Origin of the sequence: Burkholderia sp. IO2, from assembly GCF_029522185.1 — a bacterium.
In the GTDB taxonomy this organism is placed as follows: Bacteria; Pseudomonadota; Gammaproteobacteria; order Burkholderiales; family Burkholderiaceae; genus Burkholderia; species Burkholderia cenocepacia.
Genome location: NZ_JAKWFH010000016.1, coordinates 39,240 through 61,613, shown reverse-complemented (window position 1 = coordinate 61,613; position 22,374 = coordinate 39,240). Strand labels below are relative to the sequence as shown.

The following is a 22,374-nucleotide window of genomic DNA, read 5'->3' as shown; positions in this document are numbered from 1 at the left end:
TCGGCGACGGAACGACGGAACTATTCGGTCCCGATCGCGATCATGTTAACTTCCGTCCATCGTTCAGCCTGGCGGGCCGCGTGACGACACGCACCCGCATGCCCACTCCATGCGACATATCCTTCTCGGCTGGCTGCTCGCCGCCGTCGTCTCGGCCGCTCACGCGACCGCTCCCACTCCGGCCGCCGCGTCGGCCGCCTCCGACGCCGCGCCCGCACTGACGCCGCAACAGGCGCGGCAGGCACCGAATGTGCTCGAAAACCCGCGCGAGCGCGCGCAAGTCGAAACGACGCTACGCGCCATCGCGGCGGTCGGCGCGTTGAGCGCACCGGCGGTGCCGGCCAGCGCAGCGTCTGCGGCCAGCGGCGCATCGGCGGCCGCCGCGCCGGCCGCGCTCACGTCGAACGGGCTCGCGTCGATGCTCGTCCGCCAGGGATCGCGCTGGGCCGCTCAGATCGGCAACGCGCTGCAGGAATCGCTGCGCTCGCTGCTCGACATCGGGTCGGTGGGCAGCTGGTGGCACGACAAGCTGGTGCGCGCCGACCAGCGGGCGGATCTCACTCGCACGCTCGGGATCCTCCTCGCGGTGCTCCTGCCGGCGCTCGTCGTCGAATGGCTCGCGAAGCGGGTGTTGCGACGCGCGCTGGCCGCGGTGGCCGCACGCCGCGCCGATACGTCGCGCCGCACCGCGTCCGATTCCGCCGCATCGGACGAGGATCACGCACCGCCGCCCGATACATCCGCCCCACCCGATCACGCCGACACGGTCGACGCTCCCTCGTCCACGCAAAGCCGCGGCCATGCACGCCGACACACCACGCTGCTGCACCGGCTGCCGCGCGCGCTCGTCAGTCTCGCGCTGCGCGTGGTGCCGCTGCTCGTATTCGTCGGTGTCGCGAGCCTGACGATGTCGTTGCTCGACGAAGCCGGCACGCCGATCGACGCCGCGCTCGAAGCATTGATCGACATCTACGTGATCTGCCGGCTCGTCACGATCGTCAGCCGGCTGTTCTTCCAGCCCGATGCGCGGCAATTGCGGCTGCTGCATATCAGCGACGCATGGGCCGAATTCGCACAACGCTCGATCGCACGGATCGTGATCGTGGTCGGCACATGCACGGCGGCCGTCGAGATCGCCGCGAACTTCGGTCTGAACGAAGCCGGCCATGTCGCGCTGCTGAAGGCCGTCGCGCTCGTCGGCCACGTGATGATCTCGGTGCTGATCCTGCAGTGCCGGCGGCCGGTCGCGGCACGCATCCGTGCCGCCGGCGCGGATCGCCCGACCTTCTCGGTCATCGGCAACGCGCTCGCGGACGCGTGGGCGCCCGTCTCGGTCTTCATCGTGATGGCGCTGTGGTTCGTGTGGGCGCTCGACGTCCACAACGGTTACCGCGTGCTGATCACGCTGGGCGGCCGCTCGATCGCGGTGATGATCGCGATGCGGATGGTGTCGATCGTCGTGTTCGGCGCGCTCGCGCGGCTGTTCCAGCGCCGCGAGGACGACCGCACGCTCGTTCATCTGCACGCGTACCGCTACTACCCGCTGCTGCGCCAGATCGTGTCCGGGGCGATCGGCGTCGTGACCCTCGTGCTGCTGCTGCAGATCTGGGGCATGCCGATCTTCCGCGCGTTCGAAACCGGCACGATCGGCCACCGGCTCGCGTCCGCGCTGGTGACGATCGCGATCGCGGCGATCGTCGCACTCGTCGTGTGGGAAGCGGCCAACATCGCGATCGAGCGCCGCCTGCAGCGCTGGACGCGCGAAGGCAACCTGGTGCGCGCGGCGCGGCTGCGCACGCTGCTGCCGATGCTGCGCTCGCTGCTGTTCGTGATGATCGCGCTCGTCGTCGTGCTGACGGGCCTCAGCGAACTCGGCGTGAACGTCGGGCCGCTGCTGGCCGGCGCCAGCATCTTCGGCGTCGCGCTGGGCTTCGGCTCGCAGAAGCTGGTGCAGGATTTCATCACCGGGATCTTCCTGCTGATGGAAAACGCGATGCAGGTCGGCGACTGGGTCACGCTCGCCGGCGTGTCGGGTACGGTCGAATACCTGTCGATCCGCACCGTGCGGCTGCGCGCCGGCGACGGGTCGCTGTACACGATCCCGTTCAGCTCGGTGACGACCGTCAACAACACGAATCGCGGGCTCGGCAACGCGGCCGTCAAGGTCAGCATCGCGTACGGCGAGGACATCGACCGCGCGATCGCGACGCTGAAGGAAATCGGCGCCGCATTGCGCGACGATCCGAAGTATCACGACGGCATCCTGTCGGACTTCAGCTACTGGGGTATCGACCAGGTCGACGGCGCGGCGCTCGCGCTGGCCGGACAGATGCAGTGCACGGACTCGGCGCGCTGGAGCGTGCAGCGCGAATTCAACCGGCGGATCGCCGAGACGTTCCGCGAACGCGGAATCCGGATCGCCAATCCGCAGCGCAGCGTCGTGGCCTATGCGGACGGCTCGCGGCCTGTCGCCGCCGACGAAAACGATCCGCGCGCCGACACGCGGAATCCCACCGATACGGCAGCCCCGCCGCCGTCGCCCGACGAAGCGGCGCGCAAGCCGGGTTGATCGCGATCGCCCGGGACAGGTAACTGGCCGCGCTCAACGCGCGGCAGGCTTCTTTACGCGCGCCGTGCGTTTCGCCGCGGGCGGTGCCGCCCCCGGCTTCGCCGCGCGCTTCGCGACGGCACCCTGCCCGCGCTTCGCAACGGCTTCCGAATCGGCGGCACCCGCATCGCGCTGCGCATGCCACTGCTCGAGCAGCACGCGGGTCTGGTCGGCAATCGTTTCGGTCACCAGCGCCGCGCGTTCGCCCTCGAACGCGTCCCATTCGAGCAACTGCAGCGCCGAACGCTGCGCGATGTGAAACACCGTGATCTGCCCGAACAGGCTCAGCGCGCGCAACCGCGTGACGGAATCGTCGGCCGGCCGGCCGGTGATGCGGCCGATCAGCTCGGCGCTCACGTCGTTGAGCGGCTTGCGCATGCGCGTCATCAGGATCTCGCTTGCGCTCGCCGGTTCCTGGCCGCCCTGCTCGCGCGCGAAGAACATCCGCTGGTTCATCGTCTTCGGCGCGGTGAACATCCGGTCCGACAGCGCGCGCAGCAGCCCGATGAACGCATCGATCAGTTCGTCGACGCTCGCGTGGGCCTCGAGCATCGCCCGCGCATGGCCGACCGCCGGCGCGAACACCGCCCAGCCGTGCTCCGCGATCGTCTCGACGCACGCACGGTACACGCCTTCCTTGTTCTCGAAGTAGTACTGGAGCGCCGGCGCGTTCACGCCCGCCATCGCGGCGATCTCGCGCGTCGACGCGCCCGCGAACCCACGTTCGCCGAACAGTTCGATTGCCGCCTCGATGATCCGCTGGCGCGTCTCGTCGCCGCGCGCGTAGCCGCCCGCCGACGTGCGGCGCAGCTTCTTCGCTTCGTTCATGCCTTCCTCGTCATTCGATCGATCGACATTCTACTTGACACAATTTTACCAACTGGAATAATTCTTCCACTCGGAATAAATTGGATCTCGCATGTCGACGCCACAAGACCCGCCACAGAAAGCAGATCGTCAGGAAAACGGAACAATGCCGCGCAACCGGAACGGCGGAACGAAACGGCGCGTCCTGCTCGCGGTCGCCGTGCTCGCGGCCATCGGCGGCGCGGTGTGGCTCGGCCGCTGGTGGACGGTCGGCCGCTTCATCGAAAGCACCAACGACGCGTATCTGCAGGCGGACAGCATGACCGCCGCACCGAAGGTGGCCGGCTACGTGACCGACGTCTATGTGCGCGACAACCAGCCCGTGAAGGCCGGCGATCCGCTCGTGCGGCTCGACGTCCGCCAGTACCAGGTGGCGCTCGCGCAGGCGCTGGCGACCGTCGACGCCCGTCGCGCCGATATCGCGCGCGCCGAAGCCGACATCAGCCAGCAGCACGCGAACCTCGAGCAGGCCGACGCGCAGGCGAAGGTGTCGCGCATCAACGCGCAGCACGCGAGCGACGAGTACACGCGCTACGCACCGCTCGCGGCGACGGGCGCCGAAACGCACGAACGCGTGGCCGACCTGAAGAGCACGCGCGATCAGGCGGCGGCGACGCTCGCCGCGAACAACGCGTCGATCGCCGCCGCCCGCACGCAGATCGCGTCGTTCACCGCGCAGCTCCAGCAGGCACGCGCGCAGCTCGAGGCTGCGCAGGCCAGCGCCGCACAGGCGCAACTCGACCTCGACAACACGATCGTGCGCAGCACGCTCGCGGGCCGCGTCGGCGATCGCACGGTGCGCGTCGGGCAATACGTGCAGCCCGGCACGCGCCTGCTGACCGTCGTGCCGGTGGACTCGATCTATCTCGTCGCGAACTTCAAGGAAACGCAGATCGGCAACATGCGCATCGGCCAACCCGTCGAGCTGCATGTCGATGCGCTGCCGGACGGCCCGCTGTCCGGCGTCGTCGACAGCTTCGCGCCCGGCACCGGTGCGCAGTTCGCGCTGCTGCCGCCCGAGAACGCGACCGGCAACTTCACGAAGATCGTCCAGCGCGTGCCGGTGCGCATCCGTCTCGCCGCGAACGCCCGCGCGCAGCGCATGCTGTTGCCCGGGCTGTCGGTGACGGTCGACGTCGATACGCGCTCCGCCCGCGACGAGCAGCATCATGGCTGATACGCCCGCCACGATGCCCGCGCCGCCGCACGAAGGCCGCGCGAGCGTGACCGACTGGATCGCGGTCGCGGCCGGCGCGCTCGGTGCGCTGATGGCGACGCTCGACATCTCGATCACGAACTCCGCGCTGCCGCAGATCCAGGGCGAAATCGGCGCGACCGGCACCGAAGGCACGTGGATCTCGACCGGCTACCTGATGTCGGAAATCGTGATGATCCCGCTCGCCGCCTGGCTCACGCGCGTGTTCGGGTTGCGCAATTTCCTGCTGACGAACTCCGCGCTGTTCATCGCGTTCTCGATGATGTGCGGCTGGTCGCACTCGCTGCCGATGATGATCGCCGGCCGGATCGGCCAGGGCTTCACGGGCGGCGCGCTGATCCCGACCGCGCAGACCATCATCCGCACGCGCCTGCCGCTGTCGCAGTTGCCGGTCGGGATGACGCTGTTCGGCCTGATCGTGCTGCTCGGGCCGCTGTTCGGCCCGGTGCTGGGCGGCTGGCTCGCGGAAAACGTGAACTGGAGCTGGTGCTTCTTCCTGAACCTGCCCGTGTGCCTGCTGCTGATGGCGCTGCTGGTGTTCGGGCTGCCGTCGGACCGCCCGCACTGGAGTGCGTTCTTCAACGCGGACTGGCTCGGCATCTTCGGTCTCGCGATCGGCCTCAGCTCGCTGACCGTCGTGCTCGAGGAAGGCCAGCGCGAACGCTGGTTCGAATCGCAGATGATCGTCACGCTGAGCATCGTGTCGTTCGTCGGAATGGTCCTGATCGCGCTGTCGCAACGCTTCGCGAAGCGGCCGATCATGCGGCTGTCGTTGATGCGCAACCCGCGCTACGCGAGCGTGATCGTGATCGTATCCGCGGTCGGCGCCGGGCTGTACGGCGTGTCCTACCTGCTGCCGCAGTTCCTCGCGATCGTCGCCGGCTACAACGCGGAACAGGCCGGCGCGATCATGCTGCTGTCGGGGCTGCCGGCCTTTCTCGTGATGCCGATCCTGCCACGCCTGCTCGGCAAGGTGGATTTCCGCATCCTCGTGATCACGGGGCTGCTGCTGTTCTGCCTGAGCTGCATGCTCGACATCAGCCTGACCGCGCAGAGCGTGGGCCATGATTTCGTGTGGTCGCAGCTGATTCGCGGTCTCGCGCAGATGCTCGCGATGATGCCGCTCAACCAGGCGTCGATGGCGGCCGTCGCGCGCGAAGACTCGGGCGATGCGGCCGGGCTCTACAACATGGCGCGCAACCTCGGCGGCTCGATCGGGCTCGCGATCATCGGCACCGTGATCGACCGGCGCACGACCTTCCATACGGCCGCGCTGCGCGAATCGGTGAGCGCGAACTCGCTGATCGGGCAGGATCGACTGTCGGCCTATACGGCCAACTGGTTCGCGCACACCGGCGATCTCGCGTATTCGAACCTGCGCGCGCTCGGCCAGTTGGCGCAGCAGATCCAGATCCAGGCCATCGTGATGACCTACTCCGAAACCTTCTACCTGCTGGGCCTCGCGCTGCTCGCCTGCGTGCCGCTCGCGCTGCTGCTGAGAACGCCGCGCGGGCCGCAACCGATGTCGTCCGGCCATTGACCCGTCATACGCGATGAAACCCTTCTCCCTGCCCCGCCGCCCCGCGCTCACCCTGTGCGCGGCCGCATGCCTGCTCGCCGGCTGCACGATCGGCCCCGACTACCGCGGCGCGCCCGCCGCGCCGGATGCGCCGACCTTCGTGCGTGCGCCGGCCACCGGCGTCGACACCGCCGCGCCCGCACCGAGCGCGTGGTGGCACGCGCTGAACGATCGCGAGCTCGACGAGCTGATCATCGCCGCACTCGTGTACAACCCCGATCTGCACGCGGCGCAGGCCCGCTTGCGCGCGGCCCGCGCGCAGCTCTCGCAACAGCGCGCCGCGCAGATGCCGAAATCGTCGGCCACCGTCGCGGCCATCCGCATGCGGGAACCGGACGTCGGCGCGGCCGGCTCGCTACTGCCATCGAACGGCTCGGGCCAGTCGGGTGGCGCGTCGCCGTCGCTCGGCGGCTCGGGGCCGCTGCAACTCTATTCGGCAGGCTTCGACGCGACCTGGGAAATCGACCTGTTCGGCGGCACGCGCCGCGCGGTCGAAGCCGCGTCCGCGCAGGCCGAAGCGGTCGATGCCGATCTCGCCGACACGCAGGTGTCGATCGCGGCCGAAGTCGCGAATGCGTATGTCGACCTGCGCGACCAGCAGCAACGGCTGGCGTTGTCGCGACGCACCGCGCAATTGCAGCAGCAGATGCTCGACCTCACGCAGCAGCGCCGCGCACGCGGCGTCGCGGCCGATACGGACATCGAGCGCCTGACGACGCAGGTCGAGAACACGCGCGCGTCGCTGATCCCGCTCGATGCGCAGGTCACCGAGTCGCTCGACCGGCTCGCGATCCTGACGGGCCGCGCGCCGGGCGCGCTCGACGCCGCGCTGTCGACCGCGGACGCGGCCTTGCCGACGCTGCCCGCCAGCGTCGCGATCGGCGATCCGGCCACACTGCTGAAACAGCGCCCCGATATTCGCGCGGCCGAGCGCCGGCTCGCGTCGAGCAATGCGCAGATCGGCGAGCATGTCGCCGACTATTTCCCGAAGGTGACGTTGCTCGGCGATCTCGGTTTCAGCGCGACCGACCCCGGCCACCTGTTCCGCAAGCAGAATTTCACGTGGGTCGGCGCGCCGTACCTGCAATGGAACATTCTCGACTTCGGACGCACGCGCGGCGCGGTGCGCGCGGCCGAAGCGTCGCGCGACGAAGCGGAAGCGAATTATCAGAAGGCCGTGCTCGGTGCATTGCAGGATGCCAACACCGCGTTGCAGCGTTACGGGCATCAGCGCGAGCACGTCGTCGCGTTGACGAAGGTGCAGACGTCGGCCGTGCATTCGCGCACGCTGATGGACCAGCGCTATCGCGCGGGCGTCGCGTCGATGATCGACCTGCTCGACACGCAACGGGAAGCGTTGTCCGCGCAGCAGAACGTGATCGCCGGGCAAGCCGAACTGATCAAGAATTACGTGTCGGTGCAGAAGAGCCTCGGGCTCGGATGGCAGGCAAGCGCCGGTTGACGGCGCCGACGCAAATCATGCACGACCGATGCATCATGCTCGTCGAAACAATTCCGCAACAACTCATTGCGCGCGCAACAATACTGCTTCGTTTCCCGCGCAACGAACGGTTCGCGCCGCATCGACGCCACGACTATCGAAAACATATCGAATATCAATTAGCCAATCGTCTGACGATCTCTTCTAATTCAGTCGGCTTCCCCACCACCGATCGGATTCAAGGAGTTCCATCGTCATGTCCTCATCTTCCCCTCGCGTGCTGCGGCACGCAGTCGCCGCAATCTGCGTGGCACTCTCCACTTCGCCGTACGCCGCCGAACTCACGCGCGACACCGGCGCGCCCGTCGGCGACAACCAGAATTCGCAGACGGCCGGCCCCGCCGGCCCGGTGCTGCTGCAAGACTCCGCGCTCATCGAGAAGCTGCAGCGCTTCGATCGCGAGCGCATTCCGGAGCGCGTCGTGCATGCGCGCGGCACCGGTGCATTCGGCGAGTTCGTGCCGAGCGCCGACATCTCCGACCTGACGAAAGCGAAAGTCTTCACGCCGGGCACCCGCACGCCGGTGTTCGTGCGCTTCTCCACCGTGATGGGCTATCGCGGCTCGCCCGAACAGGCGCGCGACCCGCGCGGCTTCGCGGTGAAGTTCTATACGCAACAGGGCAACTGGGACATGGTCGGCATCAACTGGCCGGTGTTCTTCATTCGCGACGGCATCAAGTTCCCCGACTTCGTGCACGCGAACAAACCGAGCGCCGTGACCGGCGTGCAGGACCCGAACCTCGCGTTCGACTTCTTCGCGCACACGCCCGAAGCGACCCACATGCTGACGAGGCTGTACACGGACGAGGGCATGCCCGATTCGTATCGCCACATGGACGGCTTCGCGGTGCATGCGTTCAAGTTCGTCAATGCGCAAGGCGACGTGCATTACGTGAAGTTCCACTGGAAGAGCCGGCAAGGCGTGCACGGCCTGCGTCCGCAAGAGATCGCCGCATCGATCGGCCGCGACTGGAACACGATGACGAACGACCTGTACGGCGCGCTGAAACAGGGCGATTTCCCGAAGTGGGACCTGTACGTGCAGGTGCTCACACCGAAGGACCTGAACCGCTTCGACTTCAACGCGCTCGACGACACGAAGGTCTGGACCGGCGTGCCTGAACGCAAGATCGGCACGATGACGCTCAATCGCGTGCCCGACAACTACTTCCAGTCGACCGAGGAATCGGCGTTCGCGCCATCGCGGCTCGTGCCGGGGATCGAGCCGTCCGAGGACCGGATGCTGCAGGACCGCCTGTTCGCGTACGCCGACACGCAGATGTACCGGCTCGGCGCGAACTACATGGATCTGCCGATCAATCGCCCCGTCGTGCCGGTGGTCAACAACAACCAGGACGGCAAGATGAATGCGGGCGACCGCAAGGGCGAGGTGAACTACGAACCGTCGACGCTGAACGAACTCGCGCAGGACCCGCAGTACAAATCGGTCCGCATGGCGCTCGACGGCACGACGCAGCAGGAAGCGATCCGCAAGAAGCTGCCGTTCCGTCAGGCGGGCGAGTACTACCGCAGCCTGTCGCAGCAGGACAAGGACGACCTCGTCACCGCGCTGTCCGGCGACCTCGGCCAGGTGAAGAACGCGCAGAACCAGTACGCGATGCTGTCGTACTTCTACAAGGCCGACGCCGATTACGGTACGCGTCTCGCGCAGGCCGTTCACGCGAACGTCCAGCAAGTGCAGTCGCTCGCGGCGAAGCTGAGCGACAACTGATCCTCGCGGCTCGGGCCGTTGCCGACGTGCGCGCTCACGCCGCGCACGTCGGCCCGGCCACTTCATCAGGACACCCTCATGCGATTCGAACGCTTCCCCCACGCGATCCGCGCGGCCGCGGCGGCGCTCGCGCTGGCCGCGCTCGCCGGCTGCGCGCACCTGCCCGACCGGCCAACCTACGGCAAGGCCGACCCTGCCGCGCTACGCCGCTATGACGACGACTGGTTCGACGCCGCGCGCGTCGGCCGCGTCGACATCCTGCGCGCGTTGCACGACGCCGGCTATCCGGTCGACGCCACCGACGGCCACGGCTATACGGCCGTGATCCTCGCGGCATACGACGGCCAGCCCGCGGCGCTCGACTACCTTTTATCGGCCGGCGCCAATGCGTGCACGGGTGATCGTCACGGCAATACGGCGCTGATGGGCGCCCTCTTCAAGAATGAACCCGACATCGCGCGGCGCCTGATCGACACGCACTGCCCGATCGACCAGACGAACGGCGCCGGCGAAACCGCGCTGGGGTTCGCGACGCTGTTCAACCGCTTCGAGCTGATTCCGCTGCTCGTCGCGCATGGCGCGAATCCGAACCATGTCGACCGGCGCGGCCAGTCGTTGCTTCAACTCGCGCTGACGCACGACAACGCGTATGCCGTGGACGCACTGCGGGAGGCGGGCGCCAAACGGTAGCGCGACTACGAATCAACCGTCTGAACAATGCGGATGCACCGTGCTATCGTGCCGTGGGTTTCATCGCACGGAGACAGGAAAATGCTGAATCGCTTCGCCATTGTTCTGGTTGCCGCCGGCGTGGCAACCAGTCTCGCGGCAACCGCCGCGAGCCCCCAACCGGACAGCGCCAATTCGTATCGCCAGTTGCGCACGCGGCTCTTTGCCGGCGTGACGGTCACCGCGATCTTTTCGCCGAACCAGTGCCAGAACGCGCAGCAGGCAGGCACCCAGGCAGCGGCGCCCACCGTGTCGGGCGGCTTCGCGATACGCGACTTCATGGAAGTCGGCGGCAATACGCTCGCGTTCGCCAACCAGCACCTCACCGTCCAGCCAAGCGGCGCGACCGTCCTCGAACTGATCCAGTACCGCGTGATGCAGGATGAAAGCGCGACGGTGACGGTCCGCTCGCTGTCGCCGACCACGTACCAGCCGGTCGCGCCCGCGCAGGTTTTCCAGTGCACGCTCGGCGACGGTCTTCGTTTCGCCTACGCGTGGCGAGATCGCGACTGACGCAAGGACTTCGTAGTGGACGCCGGCATCCACGCCGAAACATCAGGACGACTACGAAATTGGGTTGACGTACGGAACAGGCAAACCGTCCCGTGCGTCGCTCGTGCAGGGCTCGGATTCAGAAAAACTCGTCGAGCAGACGATAGAAAGCGATCCGCTCCGGATCGGGACGTTCGATCCCGTACCGCACGAAGAAAGGCGCGACCCATTCGCTGCCCAGGTCCGCTTCGATATCGCGCGATGCCAGCGCCAGATCCTGATAGCGATCGGCCACGCCCAAGCGCCCGCAATCGATGAAGCCGGAGAAGCGGCCGTCGTCGACCATGAAGTTCGGCAGACACGCGTCGCCGTGCGTGACGACCCCGTCCTCGATCGCCGGCCGTTGCGCCAGTAACCTCGCGAACATCGTGTCGAGCGGCATGCCCGTATTCGCATCATCGAGGTTGTCCTCGTCGACGAGCCCTGCGTCGATCCGTGCCCGGGCGCGCGCGATTCGACGCGCCGCGCCGTGATCGAACGGGCATGTGGCCGGATCGAGCCGATGCAGCGCACGCAGCGCGTCGGCGACGATCGTCACTTTCGTCTCCGGCGCAAGTGACGCGACGGCGAGGTTGTCGCCGCGCACCGCGCTCAGCAGCAGCCACTCGCGCCCCGCCGCCGACGCGACGTCGAGCACCCGCGCGCCCGGCACGCCCGTCGTCGCCAGCCAGCGCAGCCGCACCGCCTCGTCCGGCAATTCGCCGAGCGGCCCCGCCGGCTCGGTTTTGACGAACCGGCGCGAGCCGTCGCGCGCATCGAGCCGGAACACCGCGGCATCCGACTGGCCCTCCGTCTGTCGCGTCCATCGGCAGCCGGCCAGCCTGGCCTGCCACGTCGTAGGCATGTCGTTGATGAGCGGGTCGTTATCGGTCACGGCGAACTCGATCCTCGTTGACAGGGCCGGCACGCAATGTGCCGGCAACACCGCGCGCATGATACCGCGCCACCCGATTCATCAGACCATTTCCACCCTCGCCGACGCCCTCGTTTCGTCTCCTTTCGCCGGCTCCATCGAATCTCCATCTTTCCGCATCAAAGACGCCAACTAATCCACGCACACTCCGCCCCGTCAAAGCAGGCAGTGGGCTGCCTGCGCTTCCTGGAGTCGCTATGAAGAACCAAAAACGATGCTGCTACGGCGCCGTATGCGCGCTGGTGGCGGCAATGCTGGCGGGTTGCGGGCCGTCCGAACAGCCGGCCGCCGCGCCGGCCACCCCGGTGGCGGCCATGACCGTGGCCGCCACGCGCGTCGACGTGACGGAGGACCTGCCGGGCCGCGTCGCGGCCGTGCGGGTCGCCGAGATCCGGCCGCAGGTGAGCGGCATCGTGCAACGCCGGCTGTTCGAACAAGGCACCGAAGTGCGCGTGGGCCAGCCGCTGTTCCAGATCAATCCGGCGCCGTTCAAGGCCGAGATGGACACGGCCGCCGCGTCGCTGCAGCGCGCGCAGGCGGCGCTCGAACGCGCGAAGGTGCAGACCGCGCGCTTCAAGCCGCTCGTCGAGGCCGATGCGATCAGCCGCCAGGTGTACGACGACGCCGTCTCGCAACGCGACCAGGCCGCGGCCGACGTCGCGCAGGCCCGCGCGACGCTCGCGCGCCGCCAGCTCGACCTGAAGTTCGCGACGGTGGAAGCGCCGATCGCCGGCCGCATCGACCAGGCGCTCGTGACCGAAGGCGCGCTGGTATCGAGCAGCGACAGCCAGCCGATGGCGCGCATCCAGCAGATCGACCAGGTCTACGTGGACGTGCGTCAACCGGCCGCGTCGCTCGACGCGCTGCGCGGCGCGCTTGCCGCTCAACCGCAAGCGTCGGACAGCAACGGCCTGCCGGTCGACGTGCTGCGCGACGACGACACGCGCTACGACGTCAAGGGCCGCATGCTGTTCTCCGGCGTCAACGTCGATCCGGGCACCGGCGACGTGCTGCTGCGCGTGCTGGTCGACAACCCGAAACGCCAGCTGCTGCCGGGCATGTACGTGCGTGCCCGCATTCCGCGCGCGCACTACGCCAACGCCGTGATGGTGCCGCAACAGGCGATCGTGCGCGCCGGCGGCAAGCCGCAGGTGTGGGTGCTCGACGCAAAGGGTATGGCTCACCTGAAGGCGGTCGAGGTCGGCGAACTGACGAACCGCAGCTATCGCATCAAGTCGGGCCTGCAGGCCGGCCAGAAGATCGTCGTCGAAGGCATGGAACGCCTGACCGACGGCGCGCCGGCCGCCGCAACCGACTGGAAGTCGCCTGACGCGGCCGCCATCGCGTCCGCGCACTGAGTCACGAGGAGCCTCCAGCCATGGCTGAATTCTTTATCCGCCGCCCGGTGTTTGCGTGGGTGATCGCGCTCTTCATCATCCTGACCGGGCTGATCGCGATCCCGCAACTGCCGGTCGCGCGCTACCCGTCGGTCGCGCCGCCGTCCGTCACGATCACCGCGAACTACCCGGGCGCCACGCCGCAGACGATGAACGACGGCGTGCTGAGCCTCATCGAGCGCGAATTGTCCGGCGTCAAGAACCTGCTGTACTTCGAATCGTCGGCCGACACGTCCGGCAGCGCGCAGATCACCGTCACGTTCAAGCCGGGCACCAATCCGGAGATGGCGCAGGTCGACGTGCAGAACAAGATCAAGTCGGTCGAGCCGCGCCTGCCCGCCGCCGTGCGCCAGAACGGGCTGATCGTCGAATCCGCGTCGTCCGGCTTCCTGATGATCGTCAGCCTGCGCTCCGACAACGGTCGCTTCGACGAAGGCGCGCTCGCCGACTACATGGCGCGCAGCGTGTCCGAGGAACTGCGGCGCATCGACGGCGTCGGCCGTGTGCTGCAGTTCGGCTCCGAACGCGCGATGCGCATCTGGGTCGATCCGCAGAAGCTGATCAATTTCGGCCTGTCGATGAGCGATCTGACGACCGCGATCGGCCAGCAGAACGTGCAGATCGCACCGGGCAGCCTCGGTGCGCTGCCCGCGCTGCCGGGCCAGCGCGTGACCGTGCCGCTCACCGCGCAAGGTCAGCTCGCGACGCCGGAAGAATTCGCGAAGGTCGTGCTGCGCGCGAACGCGGACGGCTCGAAGGTCGTGCTCGGCGACGTCGCCCGCGTCGAACTCGGCTCGCAAAACTACACGTTCGTGAGCCGCGAGAACAACAAGCCGGCCACTCTCGCCGGCGTGCAGCTCGCGCCGGGCGCCAACGCGGTGAAGACGGCGGACGCGATCCGCGCGCGCATGGCCGAACTGAGCAAGTCGATGCCGTCGGGCATGAGCTACTCGATCCCGCTCGACACGTCGCCGTTCGTGAAGATCTCGATCGAGAAAGTGCTGCACACGCTGCTCGAAGCGATGGTGCTCGTGTTCCTCGTGATGTACCTGTTCCTGCAGAACGTGCGCTATACGCTGATCCCGGCCATCGTCGCGCCGGTCGCGATGCTCGGCACGTTCACGGTGATGCTGCTGACCGGCTTCTCGATCAACGTGCTGACGATGTTCGGCATGGTGCTCGCGATCGGCATCATCGTCGACGATGCGATCGTCGTCGTCGAGAACGTCGAACGCCTGATGGCCGAGGAAGGACTGTCGCCGAAGGACGCGACGTCGAAGGCGATGAAGGAGATCACCGGCGCGATCGTCGGCGTCACGCTGGTGCTGACCGCGGTATTCCTGCCGATGGCGATGGCGAGCGGCTCGGTCGGCGTGATCTACAAGCAGTTCACGCTGTCGATGGCCGTGTCGATCCTGTTCTCCGCGCTGCTGGCGCTGACGCTCACGCCGGCCCTGTGCGCGACGATGCTCAAGCCGCTCGCACCGGGCCATCACGAGAAGCGCGGCTTCTTCGGCTGGTTCAACCGCCGCTTCGACCGCCTGACGAAATGGTACGAGACGCGCGTCGGCCGCCTGGTCGGTCGCACGGGCCGCGTGATGCTGGTGTTCGTCGCGATTTCGGGCGCACTGGTGCTCGGTTTCCGCAGCCTGCCGTCGTCGTTCCTGCCGGACGAAGACCAGGGCTACTTCATCACCAGCTTTCTGCTGCCCGCGGACGCTACCGCCGAGCGTACGCACGACGTGGTCAAAACGCTGGAGAAGCATCTTGCTTCACGTCCGGCAATCCAGTCGAGCATTTCCGTGATCGGCTACGGCTTCTCGGGCCAGGGTCCGAACGCGGCGATCAACTGGTCCGTGATGAAGGACTGGAAGAACCGCGGCGGCGCATCGACCCTCGAGGAAGGCATGCTCGCGCAGCAAGCGATGGCCGGCGTGACCGAAGGCACGGTGATGAGCCTGCTGCCGCCGGCCATCGACGAACTCGGCAACAGCTCGGGCTTCTCGATGCGCCTGGAAGACCGCGCCAACCAGGGCACGGCGGCGCTCAAGGCGGCCGAAGCGAAGCTGCTCGAACTCGCCGCGCAAAGCAAGGTCGTGACCGGCGTGTACCCCGACAGTCTGCCGGCCGGCACGAGCATTCGCATCGAGATCGACCGCGCGAAGGCGCAGGCGCTCGGCGTGTCGTTCACGACGCTCAGCGACACGCTGTCGACCGCGATGGGATCGACCTACGTGAACGACTTCCCGAACGCGGGCCGCATGCAGCAGGTGATCATCCAGGCCGACGCGCCGGCACGCATGCAGATCGACAACGTGATGAAGCTGTACGTGCGCAACGCGGCCGGCGGCATGGTGCCGCTGTCCGAGGTGGTGCGCCCCGTGTGGACCGACACGCCGCTGCAGATGGTGCGCTTCAAGGGCTATCCGTCCGCGCGCATTTCCGGCAACGCGGCGCCCGGCCAGTCGAGCGGCGCGGCGATGGCCGAGATGGAACGGCTCGCCGCGCAACTGCCGCCGGGCTTCGCGGTCGAGTGGACCGGCCAGTCGCTGCAGGAACGCCAGTCGGCGTCGCAGGCGCCGATGCTGATGGTGCTGTCGATGATCGTCGTGTTCCTGGTGCTCGCCGCGCTGTACGAAAGCTGGTCGATCCCGCTGTCGGTGATGCTGGTGGTGCCGCTCGGCCTGATCGGCGCGATCGGTGCGGTGCTGCTGCGCGGGATGCCGAACGACGTGTTCTTCAAGGTCGGGATGATCACCGTGATCGGCCTGTCCGCGAAGAACGCGATCCTGATCGTCGAGTTCGCGAAGCAGTTGCGCGAGGAAGGCAGGGGGTTGATCGAAGCGGCCGTGCAGGCGTCGAAGCTGCGCCTGCGCCCGATCCTGATGACCTCGCTCGCGTTCGGCCTCGGCGTCGTGCCGCTGATGATCGCGACCGGCGCCAGCGCCGAGACGCAGCACGCGATCGGCACCGGCGTGTTCGGCGGCATGGTGACCGCCACGGTGCTGGCCATTTTCTTCGTCCCTGTTTTCTTTGTGTTCGTGATGAGTATCCAGGAGCGCATCGGCGCATGGCGGGCGTCCCGCACGCAGCCGGCCACCCCGACTCACGGACAGGAAGGTTGATGCCATGCGATTGCTTGTTCTTCCCCTCGTCCTCGCACTGTCGGCCTGCTCGCTCGCGCCGACGCTGGTCAAACCGTCGATGCCGGTGCCGACGGCCTACACGGCCGCCGCTGCCGCCGATCTCGACGCGAACGCCGCCGACCTCGGCTGGCGCACGATGTTCGGCGACCGCCGCCTGCAACGCCTGATCGAGCTCGCGCTCGAGAACAACCGCGACCTGCGCGTGGCGGCGCTGAACGTGGAAGCCGCCGAAGCGCAGTACGGCATCCAGCGTTCCGCGCGCCTGCCGTCGATCGGCGCCGGCGCGAACTTCACGCGCCAGCGTACGTCGGACGACACGCAGTCGAATCCGCCGCTGTTCGGCGCAACGCAGAACCAGTACGGCGTCAACGTCGGCATCAGCGCGTTCGAGATCGACCTGTTCGGCCGCGTGAAATCGCAGTCGGATGCCGCGTTCGCGCGCTACGTCGCGACCGACCACGGCCGCCGCGCGGTGCAGATCTCGCTCGTCGGCGGCGTGGCGGATGCGTACTTCGCCGAGCGCCTCGCGCACGAGCAACGCCAGTTGTCCGAGCGCACGCTCGCCGACTGGCGGCAGTCGCTCGATCTCGCGCGCCGCCTGAAGGAAGCGCACCAGGCGAGCGGTGTCGACATCGCGCAGGCCGAAGGCCAGGTCGCGAGCGCGACGGCCGATCTCGAAGCGCGCACGCGCGCCGTCGAGCAGGCACGCAATGCCCTGCGCCTGCTGGTCGGCACCGAGCTGCCGAAGGATCTGCCCGAGCCGCTGCCGCTCCAGCAGCAACCGGTGATGACGCAACTGCCGGCCGGCCTGCCGTCCGAGCTGCTGTTCCGTCGGCCGGATATCCGGCAGGCCGAACAGAACCTCGTCGCCGCGAATGCGGACATCGGCGCCGCGCGCGCCGCATTCTTCCCGCGCCTGTCGCTGACGTCGTCGATCGGCTTCCTCAGCCCCGCGATGGGCAGTCTGTTCGACGGCGGCCAGCGCGTGTGGAGCTTCGCGCCGCAGGTCACGGTGCCGATCTTCCAGGGCGGCCGGCTGCGCGCCGAGCTGCGCCTCGCGGAAGTGCGCAAGTCCAGCGCGATCGCCGAATACGAACGCGCGATCCAGGCCGCGTTCCGCGAAGTGGCCGACGGCATCGCCGGGCGCGAAACCTTCGGCCGCCAGATCGACGCGCAAACGCGCGTGGTCGGCTCGGCCGAACGCCGCACCGACCTGTCGAACCTGCGTTATCGCGCGGGCGTCGAGGGACGGCTGGAGTTGCTCGATTCGCAGCGGCAGCTCTATGCGGCACGACAGGCGCTGCTGGACCTGCGCCGCAGCGAGCTCGGCAATGCCGTCGCGCTGTACAAGGCGCTCGGCGGCGGCCTGACGGACAAGGACGTCGCACCGTCGCAGCGCGTGGTGCGGAACTGAGCGAACGGCGCCGTTCCGTCCCGCGCGGCACCGTGACGGAACGGCGTGATCCGGCCCGGCGACGGGCCGCCCCGATGGTTCGACATCGCACGGCACACTCCATGACGAATTCCCTGATACTGATTGCAGAAGACGAGCCCGACATCTCGGACATTCTCGATGCCTACCTGAAGCACGACGGCTTTCGCACCTATCGCGTCGCCGACGGGCAAGCGGTGCTCGACATGCAACCGCACCTGAAACCCGACCTGATCCTGCTCGACGTGAAGATGCCGCGGAAGAACGGCTGGGACGTGCTCGCCGAGCTGCGACGGCGCGACAACACGCCCATCGTCGTCGTCACCGCGTTCGATCGCGATCTCGACCGGCTGCAGGCGCTGCACGCCGGCGCGGACGACTACATCGTCAAGCCGTTCAACCCGGCCGAGGTCGTCGCGCGATTGCGCGCGATCCTGCGCCGGTCGGCCGCGCCGCCGACCATGCGGATGCTGCGCGTCGGCGACCTCGAGATCGACACCGACAGCTATCTGGCCCGCGTGCGCACGGCCGGCACCGAGGTGCCGATCACGCTGACGCTGACGGAGTTCCGGCTGCTCGCGCACATGGCGAGATCGCCGAGCCGCGTGTTCACGCGCGGCGAATTGCTCGATGCGTGCATGGCCGACGTCAGTGCGCTGGAGCGCACGGTCGACAGCCACATCTGCAGGCTGCGCAAGAAGCTCGAACAGGCCGGCGCGCCGGGCATGCCCGAGGTGATGCGCGGCGTCGGCTACCGACTGCGGGGCGTGCAGTGACGCTGCCGGCAAGACCCGGCCGGCACATCGGGCGGGCGATCGGCACGGGCGCGCTCGTCGTCGTGCTGCTCGCCTGCACCGTCGCGTGCTTCGTGTACGCCGTGCCTACGCTGGCCGCGTTGCCGCACGACGCGACCGCCGGCGCGATGATCCGCAGTGCGTCCCCTTACCTGGTGCCGGCGACGGTGCTGTTCGTCTGCCTGCTGGCCGCGGCATTCGACCTGGTCAGGTCGATCCGCCGGATGCTCGCGACGCTCGACGCCATGGCGGATACCGCCGGCCGGATCGTCGCCGGCGATCCGTCGGCGCGCATCATTTCCCGCGACGGCTGCCCGGCCGACGTGGCTCGCTTCATCGAGCACTTCAATGCGATGACTCATGCAATGAAACGTACGAATCCATCCGATGCGACGGTCACCGTCGCCAGCAGCAGTCGCGTCACGCGCACCCGGCTCGCCGAACTCGAAACCCGGCTCGACGCCATCAGGACGCTCGCCACCGATGCGGATGCTGCGTCGCGCGACGCGCTGCTTCAGCATGTCGATGCGCTGTTCCGGTTCGTCGACGACCTTCAGTTAGCCGAACGAGAGGCTGCGGCCATTCGAGTATTTCCTCGATAACGGCCGGCCGTTTCGAAACACATCGGAAATGATCGGCGAGTCGTTTTCGGCATTACCTGCATCGCGGGTTTTGAACATTACAAAACACCGCCAATCTTTTCAAAATCATTTCGGTTTATTCGATTTAATTTAGTTTCATATAATCAAAAAAAGTTTGACATCGCGCTTTCGTTCTTGATACCGTCCGATGCAAGCAATCCGACGGATTGCCTGCCACGCAAACGATTCCGCTCCACGTTTTTTCGCTTCCGCTGCACCGAAGTACGCGCCGTCGAATGATTCGTTCGCACGCCGGCGCGTGCCGCATCCCGATGCATTTCACTGGACGGCTGCCACCGGCAGCGGGCCGAAGGATCGAATCAAATGAGCAGGACAACGAAGCTGTTGCTCTAGCAACCCCGCCCGCGCCGGATCCGGCGCGACTGCCCCGCCTCGCGGCGCAGCCTTTCCGTTACCGCGTTTTCCGTATTTCGCCCCCGGAGACAAACCGCTTTCCGGATCGGGCGAAAGGCCCTGTCGCGTCCGTGCCATCCGCCCGCATGCGGCAGAAAGCGGCGGTGCATGACCCGCACCGCTGTCGACCGTTGTTGTTGGTGCCGTTCGATGTTCAACCGGAGGGGTAATTCAAATGAATCAGGTTGCAAACAAGAAACACAAGCACATTCGCCTCGTCAAACTCGCATTCGCCGCCGCGGCAGCCGCTTCGTTCGGCATGACGACCGCCCATGCCGCGCCCGCGGCCGGCTGGACGGAAACGCGTACCAAGGGCTTCCTGCCGCTCGTGCAGCAAAACGAAGCCGGTACGGCCGGCGCGCCCGCCGCCAGCACCGCCGCCGCTGCCGCCGCGGCCATCGACATGGCGCCGGGCGAATCGGTGGACATCGTGCTCGGGCTGAACCTGCGCAACGAGGCCCAGCTCGACCAGTACCTGCGCGACCTGCATACGCCGGGCTCGCCGCACTACCGGCAGTTCCTCACGCCCGCGCAATTCGCCGCGCAATATGCGCCGACCGACCAGCAGGTCGCCTCCGTCGTCGCCCATCTGCGCAAGGCGGGCTTCGTGAACATCGTGGTCGCGCCGAACCGGCTGCTGGTCTCCGCGTCCGGCACCGCGGCAACCGTCCAGTCCGCGTTCCGCACCACCCTCAAGCGCTTCACGCGCAACGGCCGCAGCGTCTATGCGAACACCGACGCCGCGCAAGTGCCGAACGCGATCGGCAACATCGTCGGCGCGGTGCTGGGCCTGCAGAACGTCGAGTTGATGCATACGGGCGCGGGCAGCAAGCCGCAAGGCAACACCAGCAACCTGACGATCCCCGCCGGCGCGTCGGCGGTGCCGCACAACCCGACCGAGTTCTCGTCGATCTACGGCGGCGACGGCACGCCGACGGCGTCGCAAACCACGGTCGGCATCATCTCCGAAGGCGATCTGTCGCAGACGGTGAGCGACCTCAATACGTTCGCCGCGAACAACGGCCTCGGCACGATCAGCAGCAGCATCGTGAAGACGGGCCCGTCCGGCAGCTCGTACACCGACACCGACGGCACCGTCGAATGGAACCTCGACAGCCAGTCGATCGTCGGCGCGGCCGGCGGCAGCGTGAAGCAGGTCGTGTTCTACACCGCGCCGTCGATGACGCTCACCGCGATCACGGCCGCGTACAACAAGGCCGTGACCGACAACGTCGCGAAGGTGATCAACGTGTCGCTCGGCGTGTGCGAATCGTCCGCGTACAGCACCGGCTCGCAGGCGACCGACGACACCATCTTCAAGCAGGCGGTCGCGCAAGGGCAGACCTTCTCGGTTTCCGCCGGCGACCACGGCGCGTACGAATGCGCGAGCGGCACGCCGTCGCGCTCGACCTACACGGTGAGCGAGCCGGCCACGTCGCCGTACGTGATCGCGGTAGGCGGCACGACGCTGTTCACCAACACGTCGACCAACGCGTACAACAGCGAAATCGTGTGGAACGACCCGAGCTGGCAGCCGGGCACCGTGTGGTCGACGGGCGGCGGATACAGCAAGTACGAAGCCGCGCCGACGTGGCAGTCGTCGACCCTCACCGGTTCGACCAAGCGCGCGCTGCCCGACGTCGGCTTCGACGCCGACCTGCGCACCGGTGCGATTCTCGTCGTGAACGGCCAGACGTCCGACACGCTGTGGGGGTCGGGCTACCTGAACAACGAAGGCGGCACGAGCCTCGCCGCACCGATCTTCACGGGCATCTGGGCGCGGCTGCAGTCGGCCAACAACAATGCGCTCGGGTTCCCCGCGTCGAGCATCTACAAGTACTTCCCGACCAACGCGGCGCTGCTGCACGACGTCACGTCCGGCAACAACGGCAGCGGCACTTACGGCTACAAGGCGAAGGCCGGCTGGGATGCGACGACGGGCTTCGGCAGCGTGAACATCTCGAAGCTGAACGCGTTCATCCAGAGCACGTCGGATTTCGCGCGTTGACGGGTCGTTGACCGAACCGGTTGCGTGAGCAGGCGCGCGACGTCTCTCACGCAACCGCGTCCGGCTACCCGCGAAGGCTGCGAAGCCGTCGCGGGTTTTCCGCATGCCGCGCCGTCTCGCCTTAGCCGATGCGGGCCCACTCCGCTACGCCGCTCAATCGGCCCAGTTCCGGACGTAGTCCGGCACCGCCACGTTGCCGTCCGCATGGACCGGTGCGCCGCGTGTCGTCTTCAGCGGCAGGATCCCGGCCCAGACCGCCAGCCCGAGATCCTCGTCCTTGTCGGACGGCAGCGAATCGCTGATTTTCACGGCCGCTTCCGCCATCGAAATCCGCAGCACGCGGGTCGCGGCGAGTTCCTTCGAATTGCCCGGCCGCGCTTCATGCTTGCGGCCCGGCGCGATCTTGTCCATCAACGCATCCAGCGCGGCGCGTTTTTCCGCACTGCTGTCGATCACGTCGAACTGCCCGTAGATCACCGCGGATCGATAATTCATCGAATGGTTGAAGGCCGAGCGGGCCAGCACGAGGCCGTCCAGCAGCGTCATCGCGACACAAGCCTGCGCGCCGGCCGACAGTGCCTTGATCATCCGGCTGCCGTTGGAGCCGTGGATATAGAGCGCGTCGCCCCTTCTCCAGTGCGCGGTCGGGATGCAGTGCGTGTTCTGCCCGTCGCCGAACGCGATGTGACAGACGTACGCGTCGTCCACGATGTGGTGGAGCATCGTGCGATCGTGGCTCGCCAGTTCGGGCAGGCGACGAATGGTCGTACGCGAGGTGGAAGAGAGCGTGGTCTGGTCGTTCATATATCTGTACTGCGAAATTAATCGTATCGGCATCGTGCCGA

At 67.5% G+C, this 22,374-nt stretch carries 16 protein-coding genes; 13 read left to right on the top strand and 3 right to left on the bottom strand.

What is annotated here, in order from left to right; genetic code table 11:
• The first annotated feature begins 109 nt into the window (after window positions 1-109).
• Window positions 110-2,569 carry a mechanosensitive ion channel domain-containing protein gene (locus MMB92_RS12700; RefSeq protein ID WP_277562717.1) on the top strand — a complete coding sequence of 820 codons (2,460 nt, stop codon included), beginning with the start codon at window positions 110-112 and terminating at the stop codon, window positions 2,567-2,569.
• 33 nt (window positions 2,570-2,602) lie between these two features.
• On the opposite strand, the gene MMB92_RS12695 is transcribed toward MMB92_RS12700, so the two are convergent.
• Window positions 2,603-3,436, bottom strand: a complete 834-nt coding sequence (locus tag MMB92_RS12695) for a CerR family C-terminal domain-containing protein (RefSeq protein WP_006495983.1) — start codon at window positions 3,434-3,436, stop codon at window positions 2,603-2,605.
• Between the two features lie 91 nt (window positions 3,437-3,527).
• On the opposite strand from MMB92_RS12695, the gene MMB92_RS12690 reads away from it, so the two are divergent.
• The 6 genes from MMB92_RS12690 (at window position 3,528) to MMB92_RS12665 (ending at window position 10,745) form a co-directional block, all read left to right on the top strand.
• Window positions 3,528-4,652 (top strand): HlyD family secretion protein, encoded by a 1,125-nt coding sequence (locus tag MMB92_RS12690; protein ID WP_034202622.1) that lies wholly within the window; start codon window positions 3,528-3,530, stop codon window positions 4,650-4,652.
• The gene (locus MMB92_RS12685; protein WP_034202623.1) at window positions 4,645-6,231 is read left to right on the top strand and encodes an MDR family MFS transporter; all 1,587 of its coding nucleotides are present in this window, start codon (window positions 4,645-4,647) and stop codon (window positions 6,229-6,231) included. The genes MMB92_RS12690 and MMB92_RS12685 overlap by 8 nt, the downstream gene beginning before the upstream one ends.
• A 13-nt stretch (window positions 6,232-6,244) precedes the next feature.
• Window positions 6,245-7,732, top strand: coding sequence for an efflux transporter outer membrane subunit (locus MMB92_RS12680; RefSeq protein WP_080331139.1), 1,488 nt, complete (start codon window positions 6,245-6,247; stop codon window positions 7,730-7,732).
• 235 nt (window positions 7,733-7,967) lie between these two features.
• Window positions 7,968-9,503 carry a catalase gene (locus MMB92_RS12675; RefSeq protein WP_080331138.1) on the top strand — a complete coding sequence of 512 codons (1,536 nt, stop codon included), beginning with the start codon at window positions 7,968-7,970 and terminating at the stop codon, window positions 9,501-9,503.
• 78 nt (window positions 9,504-9,581) lie between these two features.
• Window positions 9,582-10,193: an ankyrin repeat domain-containing protein gene (locus tag MMB92_RS12670; protein ID WP_006483790.1), complete on the top strand. Its 612-nt coding sequence runs from the start codon at window positions 9,582-9,584 to the stop codon at window positions 10,191-10,193.
• 81 nt (window positions 10,194-10,274) lie between these two features.
• Window positions 10,275-10,745, top strand: a complete 471-nt coding sequence (locus tag MMB92_RS12665) for a VirK family protein (protein ID WP_048985241.1) — start codon at window positions 10,275-10,277, stop codon at window positions 10,743-10,745.
• A 118-nt stretch (window positions 10,746-10,863) separates the two neighbouring features.
• On the opposite strand, the gene MMB92_RS12660 is transcribed toward MMB92_RS12665, so the two are convergent.
• A complete protein-coding gene (locus MMB92_RS12660; RefSeq protein ID WP_277562722.1) occupies window positions 10,864-11,628 on the bottom strand; it encodes an APH(3')-II family aminoglycoside O-phosphotransferase in 765 nt (254 codons plus the stop codon).
• 266 nt (window positions 11,629-11,894) lie between these two features.
• Between MMB92_RS12660 and MMB92_RS12655 the strand changes: the two genes are divergently transcribed.
• From MMB92_RS12655 to MMB92_RS12630, 6 genes are all read left to right on the top strand, one after another.
• Complete coding sequence (locus MMB92_RS12655) at window positions 11,895-13,055, top strand: efflux RND transporter periplasmic adaptor subunit (RefSeq protein ID WP_058902884.1); 1,161 nt, start codon at window positions 11,895-11,897, stop codon at window positions 13,053-13,055.
• Between the two features lie 20 nt (window positions 13,056-13,075).
• Complete coding sequence (locus MMB92_RS12650; protein WP_277562716.1) at window positions 13,076-16,219, top strand: multidrug efflux RND transporter permease subunit; 3,144 nt, start codon at window positions 13,076-13,078, stop codon at window positions 16,217-16,219.
• Window positions 16,220-16,223: 4 nt separating this feature from the next.
• Complete coding sequence (locus MMB92_RS12645) at window positions 16,224-17,654, top strand: efflux transporter outer membrane subunit (RefSeq protein WP_077021714.1); 1,431 nt, start codon at window positions 16,224-16,226, stop codon at window positions 17,652-17,654.
• Between the two features lie 101 nt (window positions 17,655-17,755).
• Window positions 17,756-18,448, top strand: coding sequence for a response regulator (locus MMB92_RS12640; protein ID WP_006489056.1), 693 nt, complete (start codon window positions 17,756-17,758; stop codon window positions 18,446-18,448).
• The gene (locus MMB92_RS12635) at window positions 18,445-19,068 is read left to right on the top strand and encodes a hypothetical protein (protein ID WP_058902880.1); all 624 of its coding nucleotides are present in this window, start codon (window positions 18,445-18,447) and stop codon (window positions 19,066-19,068) included. The genes MMB92_RS12640 and MMB92_RS12635 overlap by 4 nt, the downstream gene beginning before the upstream one ends.
• A 628-nt stretch (window positions 19,069-19,696) precedes the next feature.
• Window positions 19,697-21,529 (top strand): S53 family peptidase, encoded by a 1,833-nt coding sequence (locus MMB92_RS12630; protein ID WP_058902879.1) that lies wholly within the window; start codon window positions 19,697-19,699, stop codon window positions 21,527-21,529.
• A gap of 153 nt (window positions 21,530-21,682) precedes the next feature.
• Here the strand turns inward: MMB92_RS12630 and MMB92_RS12625 are convergent, their stop codons facing one another.
• Window positions 21,683-22,333: a pyridoxamine 5'-phosphate oxidase family protein gene (locus MMB92_RS12625; RefSeq protein ID WP_043205158.1), complete on the bottom strand. Its 651-nt coding sequence runs from the start codon at window positions 22,331-22,333 to the stop codon at window positions 21,683-21,685.
• Between the last annotated feature and the right edge of the window lie 41 nt (window positions 22,334-22,374).